Raw genomic sequence first — 23,567 nt, forward strand, 5'->3', positions numbered from 1 at the left:
TACTGCCCGGCGAATTACTCCGGACGCTCCTTGACCGGGGGGCCGCCCGGCGCTGATCATTCCCGCATCGATTCCCCGCGCGCTTTTCCGGCCACGCGGGCCTTCCCAGGAGAACCAGTTGAGCCTCGCGCCCTTGGACCGGCGGACCTTCCTGCGCTGGTCCGCGCTCGTGCCCGCCGTCGCCGCCGTGCCCGCCGTGCTGGGCGTGCCCGCGTGGGCGGAGGAGACGACGGCCTTCGTCGACACCTACCGCACGAACGTCCCGGCGAACCACACCCCGGAGACCAACGCCGCGGTCCGGATCCTGAGCGGGATGCAGCGGATCTGGCGTACCGGATCCACTTGGGACAGTGGTGTCGTGCTCGACGCGGCGGTGCTGCGCGCGAACGTCCGGCACTGCGTCGCCGTCACCCGCCACCGGACCGACGCCGAAGCCGAGCGCGCCTTCGTCTACGACCGCCAGCACCAGTCCTACGCCGCCATCGGCGGCCTCGGCCCCCTGGCCGACCTCTACCGCAGCGGCGCCAAGGCCGTCACGGGCATCACCACCGCGCCCGACGGCACGCCGCCGGCCAAGATCGACGACGCCGTCCCGCCGAACGCCCCGGCGGGCTCGGCGCTCGGTGCCGGTTCGCACGACTCGGAGCTCGGCCTGGTGGCCACGCTCGTCGACACCGTCCGCGGGAACTTCGCTTCGGGCAACCCGAGCAAGGCCGCCTACCAGTACCCGCGGCCGTGGCGGCTGACCGCGGACAGCCGGGTCGAGGACACCGGCCGGACCGACGCGCTCGGGTTCCCGGTCTACCGGTCCGACGTGGTCGTCGCACCGCAGCTGCTGCGGCAGCGCAGTACGAACCCGGCCGACGACGGCGGGTTCCCCAGCGGCCACACCAACGCGTTCCACCTGGCTTGCCTCGCCCTGGCCTACGCGGTCCCGGAGCGGTTCCAGGAGCTGGTGGCGCGGGCCTACGACCTGGCCGACACGCGGATCGTCGCCGGGATGCACTCGCCGGTGGACGTGATCGGCGGCCGGACCCTGGCCACCGCGCTCACCGCGGCGACGCTGGCCGACCCGGAGAACGCGGCGCTCAAGACGGCGGCGCGCGAGCAGGCGCTGAAGTACTTCACCGCGAAGACCGGCACGACGGCGGACACGCTGTTCGCCCGGGCACACACCGGCGCCGACGAATACGGCGACCGCCGGGCCAACGCCGCGATGGTCGCGCGCCGGGCGACCTACGGGCTGCCGGACCGCGACACGCGCGTGGCGATGCGGGTGCCGAAGGGCGCCGAGGTGCTCCTCGAGACGCGGCTGCCGTACCTCGACGCGGCGCAGCGGCGGGAAGTCCTGCGCACCACGGCGTTCCCGGCCGGGAACCCCCTGCTCGACGGCCCCGAGCTTTGGGGACGGCTGAACCTCTTCGCCGCGGCCGACGGCTACGGCGCGTTCGACACCGGCGTCCGCGTCACGATGGACGCCACGCGCGGCGGGTTCGCCGCCGACGACAGCTGGCGCAACGACATCGGCGGCGCGGGCGGGCTCGTCAAGGCGGGTACCGGGACGCTGACCCTCGCCGGGGCCAACAGCTACCGCGGCGGCACCCGCGTCGAAGCGGGCACGCTGGTCGCCGCGACGCCGGGCGCGCTGGGCACCGGCGACGTCGAACTCGCCGGTGGCGTGCTGCGCGCGTCCGGTCTCCGGGCCGGCGGCTACCACCAGACGGGCGGCACGCTGTCCGTCGCCGCCGGAGCGGCGCTGCTCGTGCGCGGCGAGGCCACGCTGGAGCGCGGCGCCCTGGAGCTCCGGGTGACCGGCTCCTGCCCGGCGCACGAGGTCGACGTGCTGTGCGCCCGGCGGCTGCGCGGCCGGTTCTCCGCCATCCGAGTCGACCGCCCGGGGTACCGGGTGGTTCCGCGTTACACGTCCACCGGTTTGTCCGTCCGAATCCTGCGGGAGTTCTCGTGAAGAAACGCCTGGCCGTGCTGGCGCTCGCCGCCGCGGTGTCCACAGTGGTCAGTCCGGCGGCCGCGCACGCCGCCGACGGCGGCGGCAGCTTCTCGGTCCTGAGCTACAACGTCGCCGGCCTGCCCGAGAGCATCTCGAGCGCGCCGACGCCGCGTGACCCCGCGACGACGGCGATCGGGCAGCGGATCGCTCCCTACGACGTCGTGCACGTCGAGGAGGACTTCAACTACCACGCCAAGCTCTACGCCGCGGACAACCACCCGTACCGCACGCCCACCAGCGGCGGCGCCGGCTTCGGCAGCGGCCTGAACACGCTGTCCACGCTGCCGTACGACGGCGACGACTTCGAGCGCGTCCGCTGGACGTCCTGCCAGGTCGACTCCGGCGACTGCCTGACCCCGAAGGGCTTCACCTTCATGCGGGTGCGGCTGGCCGAGGGCGTGTACGTCGACTTCTACAACGCGCACACCAATGCCGGGACGAACGACGGCGACGAGGCGTCGCGCGCGTCGAACCTGGCGCAGCTGACCGCGTTCATCCGCTCCCACTCGGCGGGCAACGCGGTGGTCGTCATGGGCGACACCAACACGCGCTACACCCGCGCGGCCGACACGATCGCCGGGTTCGCCTCGGACAACGGCCTCACCGACGCGTGGGTGAAGCTCGTGCGCGGCGGGGTCGCCCCCGCGCCCGGCAGCCCGGCGCTGGTGTGCGAACCGGTGGTCACCAACGACTGCGAGGTCGTCGACAAGGTCCTCTACCGCAGCAGCAAGCTCGTTTCGCTCAACGCGACCTCCTACAACAACGAGCACGCGAAGTTCCTCGACGGCGACGGCAAGATGCTGTCCGACCACGACCCGATCACCGTGCGGTTCGACTGGACGCGCAACCCGGCGCTGCGGCTGTCGGACCAGTACGGCGGCCCGCACGGCGACTACTTCACCGACGTCGCCGCGGTGCCCGCGGGCGCCCGGGTGCGGACGCTCTCGCTGCGCAGCGGCTCCCGCGTCGACCAGCTCGGGGTGACCCTGGAGAACGGCACCACCCTGACCCACGGCGGCACGGGCGGCACGGCGGCGTCGCTCACGCTCGGCACCGGCGAGTACGTCACGACGGCGACCCTGTGCCAGGGCAAGTACAGCAACACGACCCGGATCTTCTCGGCCCGGTTCACCACCAACCTCGGCCACGTCCTCGCCGGCGGCTCGGCGACCGGCGACTGCGTCACCCGCACGGCCCCGGACGGCTGGCAGATCGCCGGCTTCCACGGCCGCACCGGCGACGAGGTCGACAAGGTCGGCTTCGTCTACACGCAGCGGTAGTCGCCTGCGGCAGCTCGCCTTGCCCCGCCGTCCGGCCGCGAGACCGGACGGCGGGGCAAGGAGCTGTTGAACAGTTCTTCGGCCTCCGCCATCGTGGGCCGGGCCGCCGGGTTGGGGTGCAACAGCCGGAGCACGGCCTCGGCGACCGGGTGGTGCGGCGGCGTGTGCTCGGCGCCGGGTCGTCCCTGCAGCGCGGCGTAGAGGGTCGCGCCGAGGGAGTACACCTCCGCCGGGAAGTCGGGGAAGCCCCCGTCGAGCACCTCGGGGGCGTGGTAGGCGCGCGAGCCGGTCGCCCCGGCCACGATCCCGGCGTGTCCGTCGGCGGAGATGACGATGTGGTCCGGGTCGACGGCGGCGTGCAGGACGCCTTCGTCGTGCGCGGCCGCCAGCACCGCGGCCAGCTGGGCGCCGAACCGCGCGACGAGACCGGGGGCCAGCGTGCCGTGCTCGTCGAGCAGCTCGGTCAGCGTCCGTGCCCCCGGGTACTCGAGCACCAGGTAGGTGGTGCTGTCCTCGTCGACGACGTCACAGATGGCCGCCCGCGGCGCGGGGATGGCGGGCGCCGCGGGCGGCTCGTCGAACAACGGTTTGACGGCGACGATCCGGTCCAGCCGTTCGTCCTGGGCGTGCCAGACCACCGTGCCCGGCCCGGCCGGGCCGAGCAGGCGGTACCGATCACCGATCAGTGTCCCTTCGCGCGCCACGTGCCGTCCCTCCGTCGTCCACCGTCCTACTGGGGGATACGGCCGGAAAGCGCATCCGGTTCGCTTGATCGACACGATTTCCCCCGGCCGGGTGGGCCCGGCCCCCGGCGCGCCAAGGTGGCCTTCGGTGCGTTCCACACACCGAAGGCCACCTTGGGATCCTTGCCGTCCGGACGCCTACCTGACCGGCCGGACGCTTCCGAGCGTCGGCACCACCTTGGCGATCGTGCCGTCCGCGGCGAACCGCAGCCGGTCGATGGTCACTTCGCGGTGGGTGCCGTCGCCGCCCGGGATGGCGAAACGGTGGTAGGCGATGTACCAGTCGTCCGTTCCCGGCCCCTGGACGATGCTGTGGTGTCCGGTGCCGAGGATGCCGAGCGAGGGGTCCTTCTCCAGGATCACGCCCCGGTTGACCAGCCCGGCGCCCAGCGGGCTCGTCGCCGTCGCGTAGCCGACGCGGTAGTTCTCGCTGCCCGTGTCGTCGATGGACCACGTCAGGTGGTACGTGCCCGCGCGCTTGGTCATGAACAGCCCCTCGCGGAAGCCGTCGAGGCCGGTCAAGCGGGTGATCTTCGCCGGGTCGTAGGAGACCAGGTCGGCGTTCAGCGGCACGACGTAGGCGTTGCCGTTGCCCCAGTACAGGTAGGTCTGCCCGTCGTCGTCGGTGAACACCGCCGGGTCGATCGCCTGGCCGCCGGCCGGGTTCGCCGCGATCAGCGGCTTGCCCAGCGCGTCGGTGAACGGGCCGGTGGGGGAGTCCGACACCGCGACGCCGATCTTGGCGTCCGCGCAGAAGTAGAAGTAGTACTTCCCGTTCTTCTGCGTGATGGTCGGCGCCCACGCGCGGCTGTCCGCCCAGGACACGTCCGGGCCGAGGTCGAGGATCTTCGGGTGCCGCGTCCAGGTGACGAGGTCCTTGCTCGACCACGCGTCGAACGTCGTGCCCGACCAGCCGGGGTAGCCGTCGGTGGTGGCGTAGATGTAGTAGGTGTCGCCGAAGCGGACGATGTTCGGGTCCGCGTTGAAGCCGGGCAGCACCGGGCTGTTCATCACCACCGCGCTGACCGTCCACGTCCGCCTCTGCCAGCCGGCGCCGACGACCGAATAGCCCACCGGGCCGGTGAAGTCCTGCCGCGAACCGTTGTGGGGGAACACCTGCGTGCCGTCGGCCACCTGCAGCACCGGCGCGAGGCGCCGCACGTCCGTGCCCGGCTTCACCGGCAGGACGATCGTGCCCTTCGCGCTGTCGACGATCGCGGGCACCTTGAGCGAGTCGAGGGTCACCGACCCGACGGCCGTCTCGTTGCCCGGCGCGCCGAGCACCTCCTTGGCCGTCAAACCGCGATCCCACACGGTGAACCGGCGCATCTTGCCCTGGAAGTACTTGTCGGCACCGTAGGCCGACCGGCCGAGGTAGTTCGACGTCGTGAGGCCCGCGCCGAGGTCACCGGGTTTCGCCGTGACACCGTCCACATGCGCCACTTCGACGCCGTTGTCGTAGAGCCGCGCCGTCCCGTTCGCCAGCGTGTACGTCAGGGTGTGCCAGGCGCCGCGGGTCAGCGCCCGCTTGCTGTCGGTGTTCTGTTCGGTCGACCAGTTGCCGGGCGCGATCGCGGCCCGGTAGGTGTCCCCGGTCGCGAAGAGGTAGCCGTCGCCGGTGTTGTCGGTGCTGTTGCCGAGGTTCCAGAGGAAGTACGGCGTCTGCTGAGCGGGGTCGACCCACACCTGCGCCGACACCGTGATCCCGCTCAGGCCGCTCATCAGGTTGTTCGGCAAGGCGACGTAGCCGTCCTTGCCCGCGAAGGAAAGCCCGTCCGCCGAGCGCGTGACGCCGCCGTGCATCGTGGCGTTCCGCCCGTTCCCGGAGACATCGGTGACGGTGTCGCCGCGGCCCGCCGCCGTGAGGTCGTAGTCGGCGACGACCCCCTTCTTGTCGGCCGTCACCGGCGGCGGCCCCTGCCGCAGCCGGGCGAGCTCGGCCTTCGTCACCGGCAGCACCGTGCCGTGGCGCGGGCTCTTCGGGAGCTGGTACTCGGCCGGGATCGTCCAGTTCGGCTTCGCCAGCGAATCGGTGACGAACGGGACGTAACCGCGTCGGGGCGTCTCGTCCATGAAGGCGTAGAACTTGCTGCCGTCGTTGGACTTGAACGCCGTCGGGCCTTCCACCCAGTCGGTGCCGAGCTTCGTGCGGATGCAGTCGTCCACGAGCTGCCAGTTGCGCGGCTTGGTCGTCGGCAGGTCCACCGCGCGCAGGTTCTTCGACCGTTCGAGCACGATGTCGCGCTCGCAGGAGCCGATGACCTTGCCGTCGGTGGTCAGCCGGTAGTAGTAGTCGCCGTCCTTGATGACGGTGGAGTCGATGACCCCGGCACCGGGGTCGTTCCATACCTGGGGCTTGCTGAACGTCCGGAAGTCGCGGGTGGTCGCGTACATCATCCGCGGGTACGTCGGGCCGGTGTGGCCGACGTCCGTGGGGGCGTAGGGGCTGGTGGCCCAGTAGACGACGTAGGCGCCGATCGAGGGGTCGTAGGTCGCCTCCGGCGCCCACGTCATGCCGGCCGTGTCGTCGGAGACCCGGACGTGGCGCTGGTTCGACCAGGTCACCAGGTCGGTCGACTCCCAGATCTCCAGGTACTGGCTGCCGTGGCGCTGTGCCTGGTCCCAGCCGCGGCCGTCGTTGATCTGCAGGTCGGTGGCGACGATGTAGAACCGGTCGCCCTCCGGGCTGCGGACGATGAACGGGTCGCGCACGCCGGTCTCACCGTAGTTCGAGCGCAGGACGGGCCGGCCGCCGTTGAGCTCGTCCCAGTGCAGCGGGTCGTTCCCGCGGCTGGCCGCGAAGTGGATCTGCTCGGTGTCCTGGGTCGCCTCACCGGTGAAGTAGGCGAACATGTAACCCTCGAGCGCTTCCTTCTTCGGCAGCGGCAGGACGGTCACGGTGAAGGAGCGTTCCGCGGTCGCGTGACCCTTCGTCGCGCGGACGGTGAGCCGCGCCTTGGCCGGCCGGGCACCGGCCGCGGGCCGGGTCACCTCGCCGGTGGCGGTGACGACGCGGGGGTCCTGGCTGCACCAGGTCAGCGTGACGTCGCGGGCGCCCTTGACCGGCAGGGTGATGTTGCCGCGGATCGCGTCCTGGTCGGGGAGGACGATGTCCCCGAGCGCGTTGTCGACCTTCTGCCGGTCGGTGATGTCCTGCAGCACCGTGACGGTGAAGGAGCGGCTCACGCTCTGGCCGGCGTAGGAGACAGCCGCCGTCAGGGTCACCTTCGCGTTGCCGGCGCCGGGCGCGGGCCGCGTCACCACACCCGTCGCCGACACCACCGCCGGGTTGCCCGACGACCAGGTGATCGCCGAGCCGCCGGCGCCCGTCCTGGGCAGGGTGAGGTTGTCGGTGACGGCGGAGGTGTCGCCGAGGTCGAGGGCAGCCGCGTCGGCCGTCGCGCGCCCGGCGGCGGTGCGCTCGCCGAGGGCGCGGGCTTCGTCGGCGGTCACCGCGCGGTCGTAGACGCGGAAGTCGCGGACGCTGCCCTTGAGGTACTTGTCGCCGTCGTAGACCGAGCGGCCCAGGTAGTCGGCGGTGGTGGTGCCGCCGCCGATCGAGCCGGGCGTGATCGTGATGCCGGTCTTGCGGGCGGCTTCGATCCCGTCTTCGTACAGGACCGCGGTCCCGCCGCTGAGGGTGTAGGTGATCGTGCGCCAGCTGCCGCGTGAGAGGTTGCGTCCCGCGTCGGCGGTCTGTTCGGTGGACCAGTTGCCGGAAGCGATCGAGGCGCGGTAGGAGTCGCCCGTGGTGAACAGGTAGCCGTTCCCGGTGCCGCCCGTCGTGTTGCCGAGGCCCCACAGGAAATACGGCGTGCCCTGGTCGGCGGCGATGTTGACCTGAACCGAAACCGTGATGTCCGTGAGACCTCGCATGAGGTTGTCCGGCAGCCGGACATGCCCGTTGGTGCCGCCCAGGCGCAGGCCTTCGTCGCCCTGCCACGTCGTGTCGCCGCTGACGCTGGCGTTGCGGCCGTGGCCGGAAGCGTCGGGCACGGTCGTGCCGGAGCCGCCGGTGAGGTCGTAGCGCACGACCAGGCCGTCGTCCAGCGTTGCCGCATGGCCGGAAGTGGCCCAGACGGTGGTGGAAGCCGCGGCCACGGCCAGCGTGGCGAGGACCGCGGTCAGCGGGCGGGACCGCCGGAAGAACTTCGGCGACGACGTCGTCGCCGAGAGTCGAACGGGCATACCGGTTCTCCAGGAGGTGGGCGCCGACGGCGCGGGAAAAGGGTGATGCGGCTGATTCCGGGACCTGGGAATGGTCGCCGAGCGCGGAGTGAGCGCTAACATAGCTGCCGATCCCCGCGGGGTCAATTGGCTGTTTTGCCTGGTGGTGTCCCGCGTCCCGACGATCGGCCCCTTGACACCCTGTGGCGCGCGTCACCTACACTACGACCACTTGTTAGCGCTAACAATCCTGTTTGTTGCCCGGTACTCGACGACGAGATGGGTGGACGATGATCAGTCGACGTGGACTGATGGCGGGTGCGGCGGCAGCCGCGGTCGCCGGCGTGCTCGGCAGCAGGGCCGCGGCCCGGGCCCAAGCCGCCTCCGGCGGGTACGTCATGGCGTACTTCACCGAGTCGCCGTCGATGACGGGCGCCGACTACGGGCTGCACCTGGCGGTCAGCGCGGACGGCCTCGACTGGATGCCGCTCAACCAGAACAAGCCGGTGGTGACGCCGACGGCCGGCACCGGCGGGCTGCGCGACCCGTTCGTGCTGCGCAAGCAGGACGGCCGGTTCGTCGTGCTGGCGACCGATCTCAAGGGCACCGACTGGTCGCTGCAGAACCAGTACGTCCACGTCTGGGATTCAGCGGACCTGCGCGGGTTCACCGGCTACCGCCGGATCAAGCTGCACTCGATGGCGACGCACAGCTGGGCGCCGGAAGCGTTCTGGGATCCGTCGCGCAACCAGTACGCGATCATCTACTCGGCGGCCTACGGCGGCCACGACGTCATCATGGTCAACTACACCACCGATTTCGCGACGGTCAGTGCTCCACAGGTGTTCTTCGACCCCGGCCACGCGACGATCGACGGGACGATGGCCACCATCGGCGGCGTCAACTACCTGTACGTCAAGAACAACACCAACAGCACCCTGGTCGGCCAGCGCTCCGGGGCCCTGGCTCCCGGCAGCTTCACCACCTACAAGACCGGGATCTCACCCGGGCGGGGGGTGGAGGCGCCGCAGATCGTGCCCGCGCTGTCGGGCAACCGCTGGTACCTCTGGGGTGACACGTGGAGCCCCAACGGCCGGTTCTTCTGCTGGGAGACCACCGACGTGGCCGCCGGGAACTGGACGTTGCTGAACGACCGCGCCTACACGCAGCCGCTGAACTCCAAGCACCCCGGGATCACGCCGATCACGGCCACGGAGCGATCCGCCCTCGTCGCGCAGTGGGGCGCCCCGGCGTGGCGGCGGCTCAAGTCCTACAACTTCCCGGACCGCTACGTCCGCCACGCGGACTCCGTCGGACGCATCGACGCCTATCCGTTCGACCCGTACCAGGATCAGCTGTGGAAGCTGGTGCCCGGCCTGGCGGACGCCACCGGTGTGTCGTTCGAGTCCGTCAACTATCCCGGACGCTACCTGCGGCACAGCAACTACGAGCTGCGCCTGGCGGCTGACGACGGCTCGGCGACGTTCAAGGCGGACGCGACTTTCCACCAGACGGCGGGACTCGCCGACGCGAGCTGGTCGTCCTTCCGCTCGCACAACTTCCCCGACCGCTACCTCCGGCACTACTCGTACGTGCTGCGGATCGACCCGCTGAGCAGTTCATCCTCCACTGTGGACAAGCAGGACGCGACGTTCCGCGTCGGCTACTGACACGCTTGCGAAGGAGCCGTCATGCTACGACGACGTAGCGCGGTTTTGTCCTTGCTCGTGCTCGTCACCCTGCTGTTCGGCGCGCCCGGGGCGCAGGCCGCGGCGGTGACGGTGACCAACGGGAGCCAGTTCACCGACACCTCCTCCGGCGCCCTGGTGCACGCCCACGGCGGCGGCATGCTCAAGGTGGGCGCGTACTTCTACTGGTTCGGCGAGAACCGCAACGCCGACGACACCTTCCGGGCGGTCTCGGCCTACCGCTCGACCGACCTGAAGACCTGGGAGTTCCGGGGCGACGTGCTGACGCAGTCGTCGGCGGCGGAGCTGGGCCGGGCGAAGATCGAGCGGCCGAAGGTGATCTACAACAGCTCGACCGGGCAGTACGTGATGTGGATGCACAAGGAGAACGGGGACGACTACGCCGAAGCGCGCGCGGCCGTGGCCACCTCGTCCACGGTCGACGGCGGCTACACCTACCGCGGCAGCTTCCGCCCGCTCGGTGCCCACATGTCGCGGGACATCACGCTGTTCAAGGACGACGACGGAACCGCGTACATGGCCTCCGCGGCCCGCGAGAACGCCGACATGAACGTCTACCGGCTCACCGCTGACTACACCGGTGTCGCCGCGCTGGTGCGGACGCTGTGGCCCGGCTCGTACCGCGAGGCGCCGGCGATGTTCAAGCGCAACGGCGTCTACTTCCTGCTCACCTCGGGCGCCACGAGCTGGCAGCCGAACCAGCAGAAGTACGCGACGGCCACCAGCGTCACGGGGACGTGGAGCGCGTTGGCGAACGTCGGGGACTCCACCGGTTTCGGCAGCCAGACCGCGTACGTCCTGCCCGTCCAGGGTGCGCAGGCGACCTCCTACCTGTACCTGGGTGATCGCTGGGCGGGTGCCTGGAACCGTCCGGTCAACGAGTCGCGGTACGTGTGGCTGCCGCTGGGTTTCCCCAGTGCCACCACGATGTCGATGAGCTGGTACCCGAAGGTGAGCGTCGACGCGTCGACCGGCGTGGTCGCCGGCGTCGGCACCGGCAGCGCGTACGAATCGCTGGTCGCCCGCCACAGCGGCAAGTGCGCGGACATCCCGGGTTCGTCGCGCGACGACGGCACGCCGGTGAAGCAGTACTCGTGCAACGGCGGCTGGAACCAGCAGTGGAGCGAACTGGACCTCGGCAACGGGTACGTCATCCTGATCGCCCGGCACAGCGGGAAGTGCCTCGACGTCTCGGACGGCTCCACCGCGGACGGTGCCGCGGCGGTCCAGTGGACGTGCAACGGCGGCACGAACCAGCAGTGGCAGCTCCAGGCCGCCGACAGCGGGTACGTCCGGATCGTGGCCCGTCACAGCGGAAAGTGCCTGGACGTCGTCTCCGCGTCGACGGCCGACAGCGCCGCGCTCAAGCAGTACCCGTGTGCCGGCGTGACGAACCAGCAGTGGCTCCGGCGGGCGGCCTGACAGCTCCGTTCGGCCCTTGACGGGCCAGGATCGGGTCGCTAGCTTTTGCGAAACTCCTTCATGTTTGGGGCCGCCATCATGCGCCTGCTCGTGGCTTTGCTCACCGCCGTGGCGATGACCTCCGGTGTCGTCGCTTCCGCTGTCGCCGAAGACGTTCCGCAGCACCGGCTGACCGTGCGCGGCTCGGCTTTCGTCGACGAGTACGGCCGCGAAGTGGTCCTGCGCGGCTTCAACGTCTCGGGCGAGGTGAAGCTCGCGGAAAACGGTTTCCTGCCGTTCGCCAACGCGGCCGACGCGCGCCGGTCGGCCCAGGCGATGCGGGCGCTCACCGGCGCGAACGCCGTGCGGATCCCGATCGCGTGGGCCGGGACGCAGCCGGTGCGCGGGCCGGTGAACACGCAGTACCTGGCCGCGCTGACCGACCAGATGAAGGCGTTCCTGGACGAGGGGTTCACCGTCCTGCCCGACTTCCACCAGGACCTGTTCTCCCGCTACCTGTTCAACCGCGGCAGCTGGTACACCGGCGACGGCGCGCCGAAGTGGGTCGTCGACCTCGGCGGCTACCCCGCGGAAAGCTGCGGCATCTGCGCCCACTGGGGCCAGAACATCACCCAGAACGGCGCGGTCCAGGACGCCACGAAGGACTTCTGGCACAACGCCCGCGGCGTCCAGGACGAGTTCGTCGGCCAGGCTGTCCAGACGATGTCCTACCTGCGGGCGAACCTGAGCGCTGCCCAGTTCGCGGGCGTCGCGGGCATGGACCCGTACAACGAGCCCTTCGCCGGGCGGTACGACCAGGGCCAGGACAGCAAGGCGTGGGAGCAGAACGTGTTGTGGCCGTTCTTCAAGCGGTTCCGCGACGCGATGGATGCCGCCGGCTGGCAGGACAAGCCCGCGTTCGTCGAGCCGAACATGTTCTGGAACGCCAACATCTCCTTCCAGCTCCACCCCGGCGGCTTCCAGGACACCGGCGTCATGGGACCGCGGTACGTGTTCAACACGCACTTCTACGACCAGCTCGCCCAGTCCGGCGTGTTCATGCCGGGCAAGGCGGGTGACGGCCAGTACAGCGGGAGCTTCGGCACGGTCCGGGACCGTGCGGCCGCGCTGGGCACGACGGCGATCGTCACCGAGTTCGGCCACCCGATGACCGGCTACACCTCGGACAAGACCCCGACGGTCGACAAGGCGATGTACCAGGCCCTGGATTCGCGCGTGTCGGGCGCGAACTGGTGGGGCCGGCCGGCGCAGTCGGGCCCGGTGCTGTCGGCGACGCAGTGGCAGTGGGACGTCTACAGCGGCCGCCACCACGAGCTGATGAACGACAACCCGGACAAGGTCAAGACGGACGGCGACGCCTGGAACGGCGAGGACTTCTCGTCGGCCCGCACGGCGGACGACGGCACGGTCCAGCTCCGCCAGGACGCGCGGCTGCTCGACCGCCTCTATCCGGCGGCGGTCGCGGGACACACGCTGGCGTTCACGTACGAGGACCGCTCGCGTGACGGAAGCCAGACGCTGACGTGGAACCGGATCCCGTCGACGATGCCGGCGACCGCGGCACTGACCGGGGCGGGCCGGTACGGCGTCCTGGTGTGGCAGGGGACGGACGCGGGTGCCCCGACCGAGCTGCACGTCCCGGCCGGGCTGACCCCGACGGTGGTCACGGACCTGGCGTCGCCCACCCGGGTGGGCGACCGCCTGCGCCTGCCGGCCACGCCGGGCCTGCACTACGCGCTGATCGCGGAACCGGCGGCGGCGCCGACCGCGGCCCAGCTGGCGGCGGTCCGCGCGGAACTCGCGGCTTGGGCGCCCACGGCGGTCCGCTAGCGCAGGGTGGCGATCCCGGCCAGGAAGATGTCGACGCCCGCGAGGAACTGCTCGCGGTCGTCGTGCTCACGCAGCTGGCCGGCCGCCTGGTGCACGAACGGGTATTCGTCCGGGTCGAGTGCTGCCCACCGGGCGGCGACCGCGCCCAGGAAGTCCGCGCGGTCGCCCTCGTCGGCGGTGAGGAGCCGGGCGTTGGCGGCGTTCTGCCCGGCGACGCCGAGCACGTAGTTGACCAGCGCGCCCGCGGCGTCGAACAACGCCCGCTCGGGCACTTCGAGCGCCACGAGCAGGCCGCCGATGCGCTCGTAGACCTCCAAGAGCGCGGGCCGCCACGGCTCCCGGGACAGCTGGGCGCCGACCCAGGGGTGGGCGTCGATCGCGTCGAACAGGCCCAGCGACACCGTGCGCAGCGCCTCCCGTGGCTCCGCCTCGACGACCGCGTCGCCCATGACGCGGGCGATGACGGCGTCGGTGGCCGCCGCGAGGAGGTCGCTCTTGTTGGCGACGTGGTGGTAGATCGCGCCGTAGCCGGTCGACAGGCGGGCGGTGAGCGCGCGGAACGTCAGCGCGGCCTCGCCGCCCTCGTCGAGGATCGCGGCCGCCGCCCGCACGATCACTTCCTTGGACAGCCCGTCCGTGCGCCGCTGGGCTCGGTTCGCCATGTGCCGATCATCGCACGGTTGGAACGTCGATCCAAACTCGTGCTAGCGTGGCGACTGGAACGACGATCCAATCGGAGGAAACCATGACTGCCACGATCATCGGAGCCGGCCTCGGCGGGCTCGTCCTGGCCCGCGTCCTGCACCTGCACGGCATCCCGGTCGAGGTCTACGAGGCCGAAGCCTCACCGGCCGCCCGCCGCCAGGGCGGAATGCTCGACATCCACCCCTGGAACGGCCAGCCGGCGCTCGAGGCGGCCGGCCTGACCGAGGGGTTCCGGAAGCTCGTCCTGCCGGGCCGGGAATCCACGCGCGTGGTCGACCGCCACGGCACCGTGCTGCTCGACCAGCCCGACGACGGCACCGGCGAACGTCCCGAAGTGCAGCGCGGCGAGCTGCGGCAGCTGCTGCTCGACTCGCTGCCACCCGGCACCGTCCACTGGGGACACAAGGTCACCGGGGTGCGGGCCCTCGGCGACGGTGGCCACGAGGTGCGCCTGGCCGACGGCACGAGCATCGTCACGAGCCTGCTGGTGGGCGCGGACGGCGCGTGGTCGAAAGTCCGTCCGCTGGTCTCCGCGGCGACCCCGGAGTACGTCGGCGTATCGGTCGTCGAGACGTTCCTCTTCGACGGCGACGCCCGGCATCCCGCTGCCGCGAAGGCCGTCGGCGCGGGTGCGCTCTACGCGTTGGCGCCCGGCAAGGGGTTCGTCGCGCACCGGGAAAGCGGCGGGACCTTGCACACGTATGCGCAGTTGTTCAAGCCCGAGGAGTGGCTCGCCGGGGCCGACGCCGCGACCGTGACGGCGCGGGTCGCCGAGGAGTTCGCCGGCTGGGCCCCCGAGCTGACCGCCCTGATCACCGAAAGCGACACCCCGCCGGTGCTGCGCCGCCTCGCCACCCTGCCGGCCGGGCACCGCTGGGCCCGGGTACCCGGGGTGACCCTGCTCGGCGACGCGGCCCACCTCATGCCCCCGAACGGTGAGGGCGCCAACCTGGCCATGCAGGACGGTGCCGAACTCGGGCGGGCCCTCGCCGCTCACCCCGGCGACGTGGAGACCGCGCTCGGCGAGTACGAGCAGGCCATGTTCGCGCGCGCGGCCGCGGAAGCGGAAGACGAGGACGTCTACGCGATCATGTTCGGCGACGACGCCCCGCACAGCATGGTCGCCCTGCTCACCGGCGCCGCGGGGTAGCTAGCCGATGCCCGCTCCGATGCCGTCGAGCAGGAAGTTCAGGCCGATGCGGAAGGTTTCGTCGGCGTCGAGGTGGGCGGCGTCGTGGACGACCGTCTCCAGCGCGGGGAACCGGCCGGTGGCGAACATCCGCACCAGGTAGGGCCCGTGGGTGCGCTGCCACTGCCGCTGGTCCATCCCGCTGGCGCGTTCGGCCCGCCGTTCGGCGATTTCCCGGCGGACCGCGCCGATCACGTACGCGTCGACGGCGGCGGCCACCGGCATGACCACGTCCACGTCGACGCCGTCCAGCGCGGCCAGCACGGCCTCGCCCCTGGCCAGCGCGTTCGGGCCGAGCTGCGGCCGGCCGCCGATCAGGTCGGCGAACCACTCGTGCCGGTACGCGGCCTGCCGGGTGGCCTCGGCCACCGACGTCAGCACTGCGCGCCACCCGTCCCCGGCCGGCCGGATCTCGGCGTGGACGGCGTCGACCATCAGGTCGAGCAGCTCGTCCTTCGTGTCGATGTAGCCGTACAGCCGCATCGGCCCGACGTCCAGCGCGGCGGCGATCTTGCGCAGCGACACCGCGTCCAGGCCGGCTTCGTCGGCCAGCTCGACCGCTGTCCGGACGATCAGGTCCCGGCTCAGCGGGGCCGGCGCCGGCCGGTTCGCCGGCTCCGGTCGTTCCCACACCAACATGGGCGTGACAATACATCGGCTGCCGCGATACACTGTATCGAGACGTACGGCGTATCAAAGGGGGAATCATGACCATCGCCATCGTGGGAGCCGGCATGGGCGGCCTGGCGCTCGCCCGGGTCCTGCACGTGCACGGCATCGAGGCCGTCGTGTACGAACGCGACGCTTCGCGCGGCGCCCGCCGCCAGGGCGGCATGCTCGACATCCATTCCGGGCAGCGGGCGCTGCGCGAGGCCGGCCTGCTCGAGGAGTTCCTGGCGATCGCCCGCCGGGAGGGGCAGGACATGCGTCTCCTCGAACCGGACGGCACCCTGCTGCTCCAGGAGGACACGCCCGACGACGCCCCGATGGCGCGCCCCGAGATCGACCGCACCGACCTGCGCAACCTGCTGCTCGACGCGCTCCCGGAGCGAACGGTCCGCTGGGGTCGCGCGTTCGACCGCGCCGAAGAGGGCGTCCTGTACTTCGCCGACGGCACCAGCGCGCGCTACGACCTGCTGGTCGGAGCCGACGGCGCGAACTCCCGGGTCCGGGCCCTGCTCACCGACGCCCGCCCGGAGCACCTCGGCCAGAACGCGGTCGAGCTCGCGATCTCCGACATCGACCGCACCCACCCCGACCTGGCGGCCATGGTCGGGCGCGGCAACTACTGGGTGTTCGGCGACGGCAAGTCCCTGTCCGCACAGCGCAACGGCGACGGCTGCGTCCGCATCGGCATCAGCTTCTACAACACGGGCGAAGACTGGTTCGCCACGAGCGGCATCCCGTTCGACAACCCGCCCGCGGCCCGCGCCCGGCTGATCGAGCTCCTGGCCGGCTGGGACCCCCGGATCACGGCCCTGGTCGCCGCGTCCGACGACACGTTCGTGCCCCGATCGCTCACCGCCCTCCCGGTCGGCCTGACCTGGCCCTCATCACCAACGGCGACGCTGATCGGCGACGCGGCGCACCTGATGCCCCCGGTGGGAGAGGGAGCGAACATGGCCCTCCTGGACGGCGCCCTCCTCGGCTTGGCCCTGGTGGCGCACCCGGAGGATTTCGGGACGGCGGTGGCGGAGTACGAGAAGGAGATGTTCGAGCGCACGGGAGCGGCCGCCCGGATGTCGGCGGACATGCAGGAGCTGCTGATGTCCCCGGACGCGAGCCGCAGGCTGCTCGAGTTCTTCCAGCCGAGGTAAGGAGGCGACGCATTTCGCCGACGGTCGCCCTGCCGCCGGGTGGGAGGGGCCGCTGTTGGCCGGCCCGATCGCTGCTGGCGATTCCCGGCCGTGCCTGGCCGCTGGCCGACCCCGAGCGTGACGCTGCCCGGCGCCTCTACTGCCTCAGTGAAGGAGGGCACGAACTCGGCGCCGCCGCGCTCGGTGATGCGGTGCCCCTCGCGCGGCGGAGTCCTTCTCGACGGGCCGAGGGTGAGCGCACCTGGTCCAGGTCAGCGCGGCTGCGGCGAATCACGCGCGAGAAGTGTTCGAGCGCACCACCGCGGCGCCCGGACGCCGGCGGAATCCCGGCGTTGCCGATCTTCCGGTGCGCCACGATCCGCCATGGCCCCGATCATCGGTATGCGAACCCAAGCTCGGCCGCCGCTGAATCGGCGTATCGCGGGCTTGATCCGCCATGCGGACGCTCACAAACCGGTCGTCGTGTTGCATGATGAGTACTCACCCGATCGCGGGGCGTGGTGTGAGGGAGGATCGTAATGCGGCGAGCGCGGGGCGAAGTGACGACAAGCATGGTCGACCTGAGCCGGCTTTCCCTGGCCGAATTGCGCAGCAGCGCCGATCCGGTGCTGCTGCGGTCGATCCGGCTGGTCGCGGGGCGCACCGCGTGCAGCCGCACGGGTGTGCTCGACAACCAGGCACCGCGGGTGCCGTGACCGGCGGATAGGAGACCCGCGGCCTGATGCTGGACACCCATCGGGTGTCGCTGGCGAGCTTGGACGCGCTGGCGGAAGGCCGGAGCGACCCGGCCGTCGTCGAACAGCTCAAGCTGGCCAACCGAAGCCGGCATCTCATCCTCCTGCGTGCCGTGCTCGACCGGGCGACGGCCGAGAGCGTCGCTTCCGCGCCGTTGCCGCCGCCGGCCGAGGCGTGGACGCTGCTCGCTGCGGCGCAACAGCGGGACGCCGCCGCCGCGGACGTCGTCCTCGACCATCCGCAGACGGGCCTGTGGGCCGCGAACCTGCTGCGCCGGTTGGGGAGTGACGACCCCGGCGACCCGCCGCTGTGGGCCGATCTGGGCGGCCTGCACCTGCTGGCCACCGCGGCGGCGATCCGCGCCGGGCTGCACTTCCGGTCCCGCGTGCCGGTCTGGCGCGGCGCGGTGATGCTGCCGACGCTCGGCCGGGCCGACGTCCAGGGGCGCCGGGAATGGGATTTCGCCCACGTGCACGGCCAACACGGGCACGTGCTCGTCCGCGGACCGGCGGGCAGCGTCCGGCTGCCCGCCGACCGCGCTGCGGATGGCGCCGGCTGGCAAGCCCTTCGCACCTTGCACGCGGGGAACTTCCGGCTGTGGCTCGACGACCTCGACCCGTCCCGCGAGTTCGGCGCTCCCCTCGCACCGCGCCGGCTTCCGGCCGCCGAGACCGCCCGCTGGGCCGAGGCGCTGAGCGCGACGTGGGACTTGCTGGCGCGCCACCACAGCGCGACCGCCGCGGAACTCGCCGCCGGCCTGACCACGCTGGTGCCGCGGGATCCGGTGGACCCGCACACGCCCTCGAGCGCCTCGCACAACGACGCGTTCGGGTCAGTGGTGCTGTCCCGGCCCCCGGACGCAACGACGTTCGCCGCGACGCTGGTCCACGAGTTCCAGCACAGCAAGCTGGGCATCCTGCTCACGCTGGTGGATCTCCTCGACCCGTTGGGGGACAACGAAACGCCCCGCCTCTACGCGCCGTGGCGGGACGATCCGCGGCCGCCGACCGGACTGCTGCACGGTGTTTTCTCCTTCCTCGGCGTGACGGCGTTCTACCGCGAACACCTCGGCGCGGAGACCGGTCTCGCGGCCCGTGCCGCCCAGTTCGAGTTCGCCTACCGCCGCGAACAGACCGCGCACGCGGTGGCGACCCTGCTCGCCGAGGTCACGCCGTCCGCGCTGGGCCGGCGGTTCCTGATCGCGGCCGGGGACCGGCTCCGCACGTGGGCCGGGGACCCGGTGCCCGCCGACGTCCTCGCCGCCGCGCGCCGCGCCAATCTCGACCATCGGCTCTCCTGGCGGCTGCGGCACCTGACCCCGCCCGCCGCGGTCACCGGTGAGCTCGCCGAGGCCTGGCTGCGCCACCGCCGCAAACCCGTGACCACCCCGCCCGCTCCGTTGCTGACGCCGACCCCCGGCGCGTCGCCCCGGCCGCGGCTGCCGCTGGCCCGCATCTGGCTCACCGAGCCCGAGCTGTTCGATCTCTACCGCTGCGAACCGGAGCTCGCGACGGCCGAGATCCCGGGCACCACCGAGGCCGATCTCGCCTTGGTCGACGGCGACCTCGGCGCCGCGGCCGCGCTTTACCGGCAGGAGGTGTTGATCCGGCCGGAGGCCCCCGGCGCGTGGGCCGGACTCGCGTTGACCGCCGGTGACGCGACGCTGCTCGGCCTTCCGGAACTGGTGTTCGCCGTGCACCGCGAAATCCGGCTCCGCACCGGGACGGTGACCGACCCGGTGCGGCTGGCCCGATGGCTCGCCAGGGAAAGCTAGATCTGCATCGTGTCGATGTCGCAGTTCGCGCGGTGGTTGAGCTGGGCGTCCTTCGTCGCGGGGTGCCGCGGACCGAGCACCCGGCTCAGCCGCTGGACGACGTTGAGCTGCAACGAGTCGGCTTCGTCGCCCCGGTTCAGCCCGCGCAGGTCCAGCGTCTGGTTGACGACGAGGGCCAGCGAGGACGGGTGATCCTCGCCCAGCACGCGAACGGACCGTTCGAGCGTCTCCTGGTCGAGGGCGTACGCCTTCTCGTGCTCACCGGAGGCCGCCAGGTCGCTGGCGTAGTTCGTCGCGCAGACCAGTGTGAACGGGTGGTCCGCGCCCAGTGTCTCCCGCATCCCCGCGAGAGCCTGTTCGTTGAGCGCCCGGGCCTCCGCCACCGCGTTGAGCTGGCGCAGCGTCACCGCGAGGTTGGTGGCGGCGACCATGCTGAACGGGTGCCGGGCACCCCAGGTCGCCTCGTAGAGGTCCTTGACGTGTTCACCGAGCCGGCGCGCCTCCTTGAGGTTGCCGTCCTGGCGATGATCGATCGACAGCTCCAGCGCCGCCGACATCGCGTCCGGATGCGCCTCGCCGTAGCGCGAGACGAACCCGTCGGTGGCCTCCAAGGCCAAGGTCAGCGCCTGCTTGTCGTCGTGCTGACCCGCTTTGCGCCAGGCGACCGCCAGGTTCTTGATCGCCGCGAGGGTCATCGGGTGGCGGTCCCCCAGCTGTTCCCGCATCCGGCGCACCGTGTCGTCCTGCTCGCGCCGGGCGCCCAGGTAGTCACCGGTCTCCCGCAGGTCCACCGACCAGTTGTCCAGGGTCAGCAGGGTGTGCCGATGATCCTCACCCAGCACGATCCGCTTGCGTTTCCAGGTCCGTTCGTCCAGGTCGCGGGCCGCGGTGAAGTCGCCGACCAGCCGCAGGCTCAGCGCGTAGTTGTTGGCCGCGGCCAGGGTGTCCGGGTCGTCCTCGCCGAACCTCGCCACCGCACTGCGGTAGGCGAACTCGTTCATCTCCTTGGCCTGGGCGAACTCGCCGGCCGCGCGCAGCCCCGAGGCGACCCCGTGCATGGTGAGCAGGGTTTCCTCGTGGGTTTCGCCGAGGGTCGCGCGCATCCGGTCGAGCGTCCGCTGCGCGACTTCCCGCCCCTCCTCGAAGCGCCCGAGCGCCCGCAGTGTCCGGCCCCACCAGCGCGAGACGACCAGGGTGTCCTGGTGGTCTTCGCCCAGCTTCTCACCCCAGAACCGGGCGAAGTCGCGGGCCATCTCCAGCGCGCCGGCCGGGTCGCCGAACGCGAACAGGTAGATCACCGCGTTGATCGCCATCCGCCGCACCCATTCGTCGGTGCAGTTGACCGCGTCGACGGCCCGGATGTGCGGCAGCAGCTCGGCGTAGCGGGGCCAGTACTCGACCGAGTCGGGTTTCTTCGGGTCGCGGTTGGCCAGCAGCAGGTGCGCGGTGTGCCGGACCCGGACCTGGTCGTCCGGGCTGAGCTTGTTCCGCAGCACCACCTGAACCAGCCGGTGCAGCTGCAGCGTGTCGCTGCGGTGGTCGATCTTGGCCAGGCTGTACCGCGTGATTTCCCGGATCGCGCGACCCAGCCGGATCGGGTCGGCCAGGGTGCGTTCGAGCGCCTCGGACACCGGGATGTTGCGCACCCCGCTGAACAGCGCCCGCGAAATCGGCTCCGGGGAAAAGAAAGCGCAGACTTCCAGCAGTTCCAGCGCGCCCGGGTTCTCCACCCGCAGCCGGTCCAGCGACACGTTCCACGCGGCTTCGACCGCGACCTCGTAATCGGCCGGCGGGCGGGATTCCAGCAATTCGGTCCGCTTCTCGTCGAACAGCCGCAGGTACTCGTCGGTCGCCATGCCGGTCTCGGCCCGCCACGCCGCCGCCTGCTCGACCGCGAGCGGGAGATCGCCCAGCACGTCGGCCAGCCGGTCGGCCTCGGTGTCGACGAGGTCGACGTTGCGCCGCTGCAACAGTTCGCGGCTTTCCTCACGCCGGAAGACCTCGACCTCGACCGCCTGCGCGACTTCGGACCACTGCGGGTTCCTCGAGGTCACCAGGATGTGCCCTTCACCGCCCCGCGGCCAGAAGTCCCGCACCTGCTCCGGCCGGTCGGCGTTGTCGAACACCAGCAGCCAGCGCCGGAACTGGTGGCCGGTGCGCAGCGCCTCCAGCACCGCGGGCACGGCCGTGTCGACGGACTGCTCGACCGGCAGCTCGAGCCGCTTGGCCAGTTTCACCAGCGACGCCTGGATCTCCGAGGGGTTCTCCGACGGGATCCACCAGATCAGGTCGTAGTCCTCGGCGTGCCGGTAGACGAATTCGACCGCGATCTGTGACTTGCCGATCCCACCCATTCCGTGCAGAGCGCCGGGGAGCACCGCGGTCGTCGTCGACCGGGAAAGCTCTTCGTGCAGGGACTTCAGCAATTCCCGGCGGCCGATGAAGTTGACGTTGCGCAGCGGGACTCCGCCCCACACGGCGGGCTGTCCCGTGGAGCGCCGGACTTCAGTGCCCAGCTCCGGACTAGTCGTGGTCACTGAAGGTATCCCCCGGGATGGTGGCAGCGTTGACGCGGCGGACTTTATCGGTTCACCCGCGGCCTGGGTCACCCCGGGGGCGGCGGTTGCGGCGGCTCCGGTGCCGCCGCCGGTCTTCCCATCCTCGTCCATGGCCATGGCCAACCGATCTGCCAATCGCGTGTAAGGACCTGACAATGCGCTCAAAGCATCCCGCAATGCGCTGAAGAAGCGCACGCTGCCGGGAGGGACTTCGCCCGGAAAGTTGACTCGTTCGGGTGATTTCAATAGTCGGCGGAGTTCCGCCAGCGCCGGCACTTCCGGGCCGAGGACGTCCTCGGTGAGCCGCAACGCCTCCGCCGTCTCGTCGCGGGTGGACATCGCCAGCAGCACCCGGCGCAGGCCGGGCCGGAAGTCCCATTCCACGACCTGGCGGGACGGCTTGCCGCGCGGCGCCGGCACACTGCGCAGCAACCGGCCCAACTGCACCTCGGCCAGGTGCCAGCGGGGCGCGGTCGGCATGAAAGTCCCTCGCACCGCCTCGATCATGTGCAGTGTCAACGGAACCGCCGCGAGCAGGACGGCCAGGCGCATCGCGTTCGGAGTCGCGGTCGCCTGGAACCGCCGGACCCGCTCCTCGGCGGGGACGACGTCCTCCGCCGCAGGCTCCCCGGTGTCCTCTTCGGACGGTGGCAGCAGCACCGGCAGCCGGATGCCGGCCGCACCGCCGATCAGTGCGGCCCACCGGCCGAGGTAACGGTGCTCGAGGGCCAGCACCGGGACGGGGCCGGCGATTCCGGGAGCCACCCGCGGCAGTGTGCGAGGCTCGACCCGGATCCCGGTCCAGTCCCAGCGCTCGGTGGGCAGTAGGTGGGCCACCGCCACCCGGCACGTCCGCGCCCACGCCGTGAGCAGTTCGAACATCGCGCCGCTCCGCCACGCGCGGCCGACGCCGTCGGTGAGCACGAGCACCACGCGCCGTCCGGTCGGGTCGGTCAGCACGCCGGGCGGGTGAACCGCGCCCGGCGCGGTTTCCAGCCGCAGCCCGTTCTCCCGGTCGGTGTCCACGCGGACCACGCGGACGTCGCGGAACACGCCCTGCCGTTCCAGCATCAGCCGGACGGCCGTCGCGGTCCGGCCCCAGATCCGCATCGAGGCGCTGCCGTCGACGACGAGGACGATCTCGAACGGGTGCTCGCGACGCGGCCGCTGCAGCGGGACCCACAGTCCCGATTCGGCCGCCGCGACCGCGGTGCTTTCCTCGTCGAGCTCTTTGTCGCGCATCGAGCGCACGTACTTGTCGAACGGGCGCAACGCCTTTTCGAGGCCCGGTGGCAGCTCGGGACAGCTGGGCCGCTCGCGCACGCCGGGTACCGCGACGAACCGGAGTGCCGGCCGGACCGGGCGCCCGCGCGGCACCGGCGGCGGTTTCGGTACCACCGGCGGTGGCGGTTCTTCGCCGGTGTCCGTGGCCGGAGCGGGCGGCGGCGGGTCCGGCGGCCCGGGTGGGGGTGGCTTCGGTGCCGGTGGCGTGCGCGGTGGCTCGGGGACCGGTGGCGCGGGCGGGCGTGCTCGTGCGGCGGCGGCAGCCAGGCCTGCCAGCCACAACGCGTCGGCGATTTCGCCGGCGTTGAGGTCCTCGGTGCGCAAGCGTGCGACCACGTCGGTCATC

At 71.5% G+C, this 23,567-nt stretch carries 14 protein-coding genes; 9 read left to right on the forward strand and 5 right to left on the reverse strand.

Annotated elements, in window-relative coordinates:
* The first annotated feature begins 118 nt into the window (after nucleotides 1-118).
* Together QRY02_RS01230 and QRY02_RS01235 are read left to right on the forward strand one after the other, a co-directional pair.
* Nucleotides 119-1,966 (forward strand): autotransporter-associated beta strand repeat-containing protein, encoded by a 1,848-nt coding sequence (locus QRY02_RS01230; RefSeq protein WP_285989640.1) that lies wholly within the window; start codon nucleotides 119-121, stop codon nucleotides 1,964-1,966.
* A complete protein-coding gene (locus QRY02_RS01235; protein WP_285989641.1) occupies nucleotides 1,963-3,288 on the forward strand; it encodes a jacalin-like lectin in 1,326 nt (441 codons plus the stop codon). The genes QRY02_RS01230 and QRY02_RS01235 overlap by 4 nt, the downstream gene beginning before the upstream one ends.
* On the opposite strand, the gene QRY02_RS01240 is transcribed toward QRY02_RS01235, so the two are convergent.
* Both QRY02_RS01240 and QRY02_RS01245 read right to left on the reverse strand, forming a co-directional pair.
* Nucleotides 3,273-3,992 (reverse strand): protein kinase domain-containing protein, encoded by a 720-nt coding sequence (locus QRY02_RS01240; protein ID WP_285989642.1) that lies wholly within the window; start codon nucleotides 3,990-3,992, stop codon nucleotides 3,273-3,275. The genes QRY02_RS01235 and QRY02_RS01240 overlap by 16 nt on opposite strands.
* Nucleotides 3,993-4,169: 177 nt before the next feature.
* Nucleotides 4,170-8,219, reverse strand: coding sequence for a family 43 glycosylhydrolase (locus QRY02_RS01245; protein ID WP_285989643.1), 4,050 nt, complete (start codon nucleotides 8,217-8,219; stop codon nucleotides 4,170-4,172).
* A gap of 269 nt (nucleotides 8,220-8,488) precedes the next feature.
* Here QRY02_RS01245 and QRY02_RS01250 point away from each other — a divergent pair, with 269 nt between their 5' ends.
* The 3 genes from QRY02_RS01250 (at nucleotide 8,489) to QRY02_RS01260 (ending at nucleotide 13,159) form a co-directional block, all read left to right on the forward strand.
* Nucleotides 8,489-9,868 (forward strand): glycoside hydrolase family 43 protein, encoded by a 1,380-nt coding sequence (locus QRY02_RS01250; RefSeq protein ID WP_285989644.1) that lies wholly within the window; start codon nucleotides 8,489-8,491, stop codon nucleotides 9,866-9,868.
* 21 nt (nucleotides 9,869-9,889) lie between these two features.
* A complete protein-coding gene (locus QRY02_RS01255; RefSeq protein WP_285989645.1) occupies nucleotides 9,890-11,329 on the forward strand; it encodes an RICIN domain-containing protein in 1,440 nt (479 codons plus the stop codon).
* Nucleotides 11,330-11,407: 78 nt separating this feature from the next.
* Nucleotides 11,408-13,159: a cellulase family glycosylhydrolase gene (locus QRY02_RS01260; protein ID WP_285989646.1), complete on the forward strand. Its 1,752-nt coding sequence runs from the start codon at nucleotides 11,408-11,410 to the stop codon at nucleotides 13,157-13,159.
* Here QRY02_RS01260 and QRY02_RS01265 read toward each other — a convergent pair.
* On the reverse strand, nucleotides 13,156-13,821 hold the full coding sequence (locus QRY02_RS01265; RefSeq protein WP_285989647.1) for a TetR/AcrR family transcriptional regulator: 666 nt from the start codon (nucleotides 13,819-13,821) through the stop codon (nucleotides 13,156-13,158). The genes QRY02_RS01260 and QRY02_RS01265 overlap by 4 nt on opposite strands.
* Before the next feature lie 83 nt (nucleotides 13,822-13,904).
* On the opposite strand from QRY02_RS01265, the gene QRY02_RS01270 reads away from it, so the two are divergent.
* Entirely contained in the window at nucleotides 13,905-15,014 is a 1,110-nt protein-coding gene (locus QRY02_RS01270; RefSeq protein WP_285989648.1) for an FAD-dependent oxidoreductase, read from the forward strand.
* Here the strand turns inward: QRY02_RS01270 and QRY02_RS01275 are convergent, their stop codons facing one another.
* Entirely contained in the window at nucleotides 15,015-15,692 is a 678-nt protein-coding gene (locus tag QRY02_RS01275) for a TetR/AcrR family transcriptional regulator (RefSeq protein WP_285989649.1), read from the reverse strand.
* 68 nt (nucleotides 15,693-15,760) lie between these two features.
* Between QRY02_RS01275 and QRY02_RS01280 the strand changes: the two genes are divergently transcribed.
* From QRY02_RS01280 to QRY02_RS01290, 3 genes are all read left to right on the forward strand, one after another.
* A complete protein-coding gene (locus tag QRY02_RS01280) occupies nucleotides 15,761-16,870 on the forward strand; it encodes an FAD-dependent oxidoreductase (protein WP_285989650.1) in 1,110 nt (369 codons plus the stop codon).
* 518 nt (nucleotides 16,871-17,388) lie between these two features.
* On the forward strand, nucleotides 17,389-17,565 hold the full coding sequence (locus tag QRY02_RS01285; protein ID WP_285989651.1) for a hypothetical protein: 177 nt from the start codon (nucleotides 17,389-17,391) through the stop codon (nucleotides 17,563-17,565).
* A gap of 26 nt (nucleotides 17,566-17,591) precedes the next feature.
* A complete protein-coding gene (locus tag QRY02_RS01290) occupies nucleotides 17,592-19,379 on the forward strand; it encodes an HEXXH motif domain-containing protein (protein ID WP_285989652.1) in 1,788 nt (595 codons plus the stop codon).
* Here the strand turns inward: QRY02_RS01290 and fxsT are convergent.
* Nucleotides 19,376-23,566: an FxSxx-COOH system tetratricopeptide repeat protein gene (gene fxsT / locus QRY02_RS01295; protein ID WP_285989653.1), complete on the reverse strand. Its 4,191-nt coding sequence runs from the start codon at nucleotides 23,564-23,566 to the stop codon at nucleotides 19,376-19,378. The genes QRY02_RS01290 and fxsT overlap by 4 nt on opposite strands.
* Nucleotide 23,567 lies beyond the last annotated feature (1 nt).

The organism is Amycolatopsis sp. DG1A-15b (genome assembly GCF_030285645.1).
Lineage (GTDB): Bacteria > Actinomycetota > Actinomycetes > Mycobacteriales > Pseudonocardiaceae > Amycolatopsis.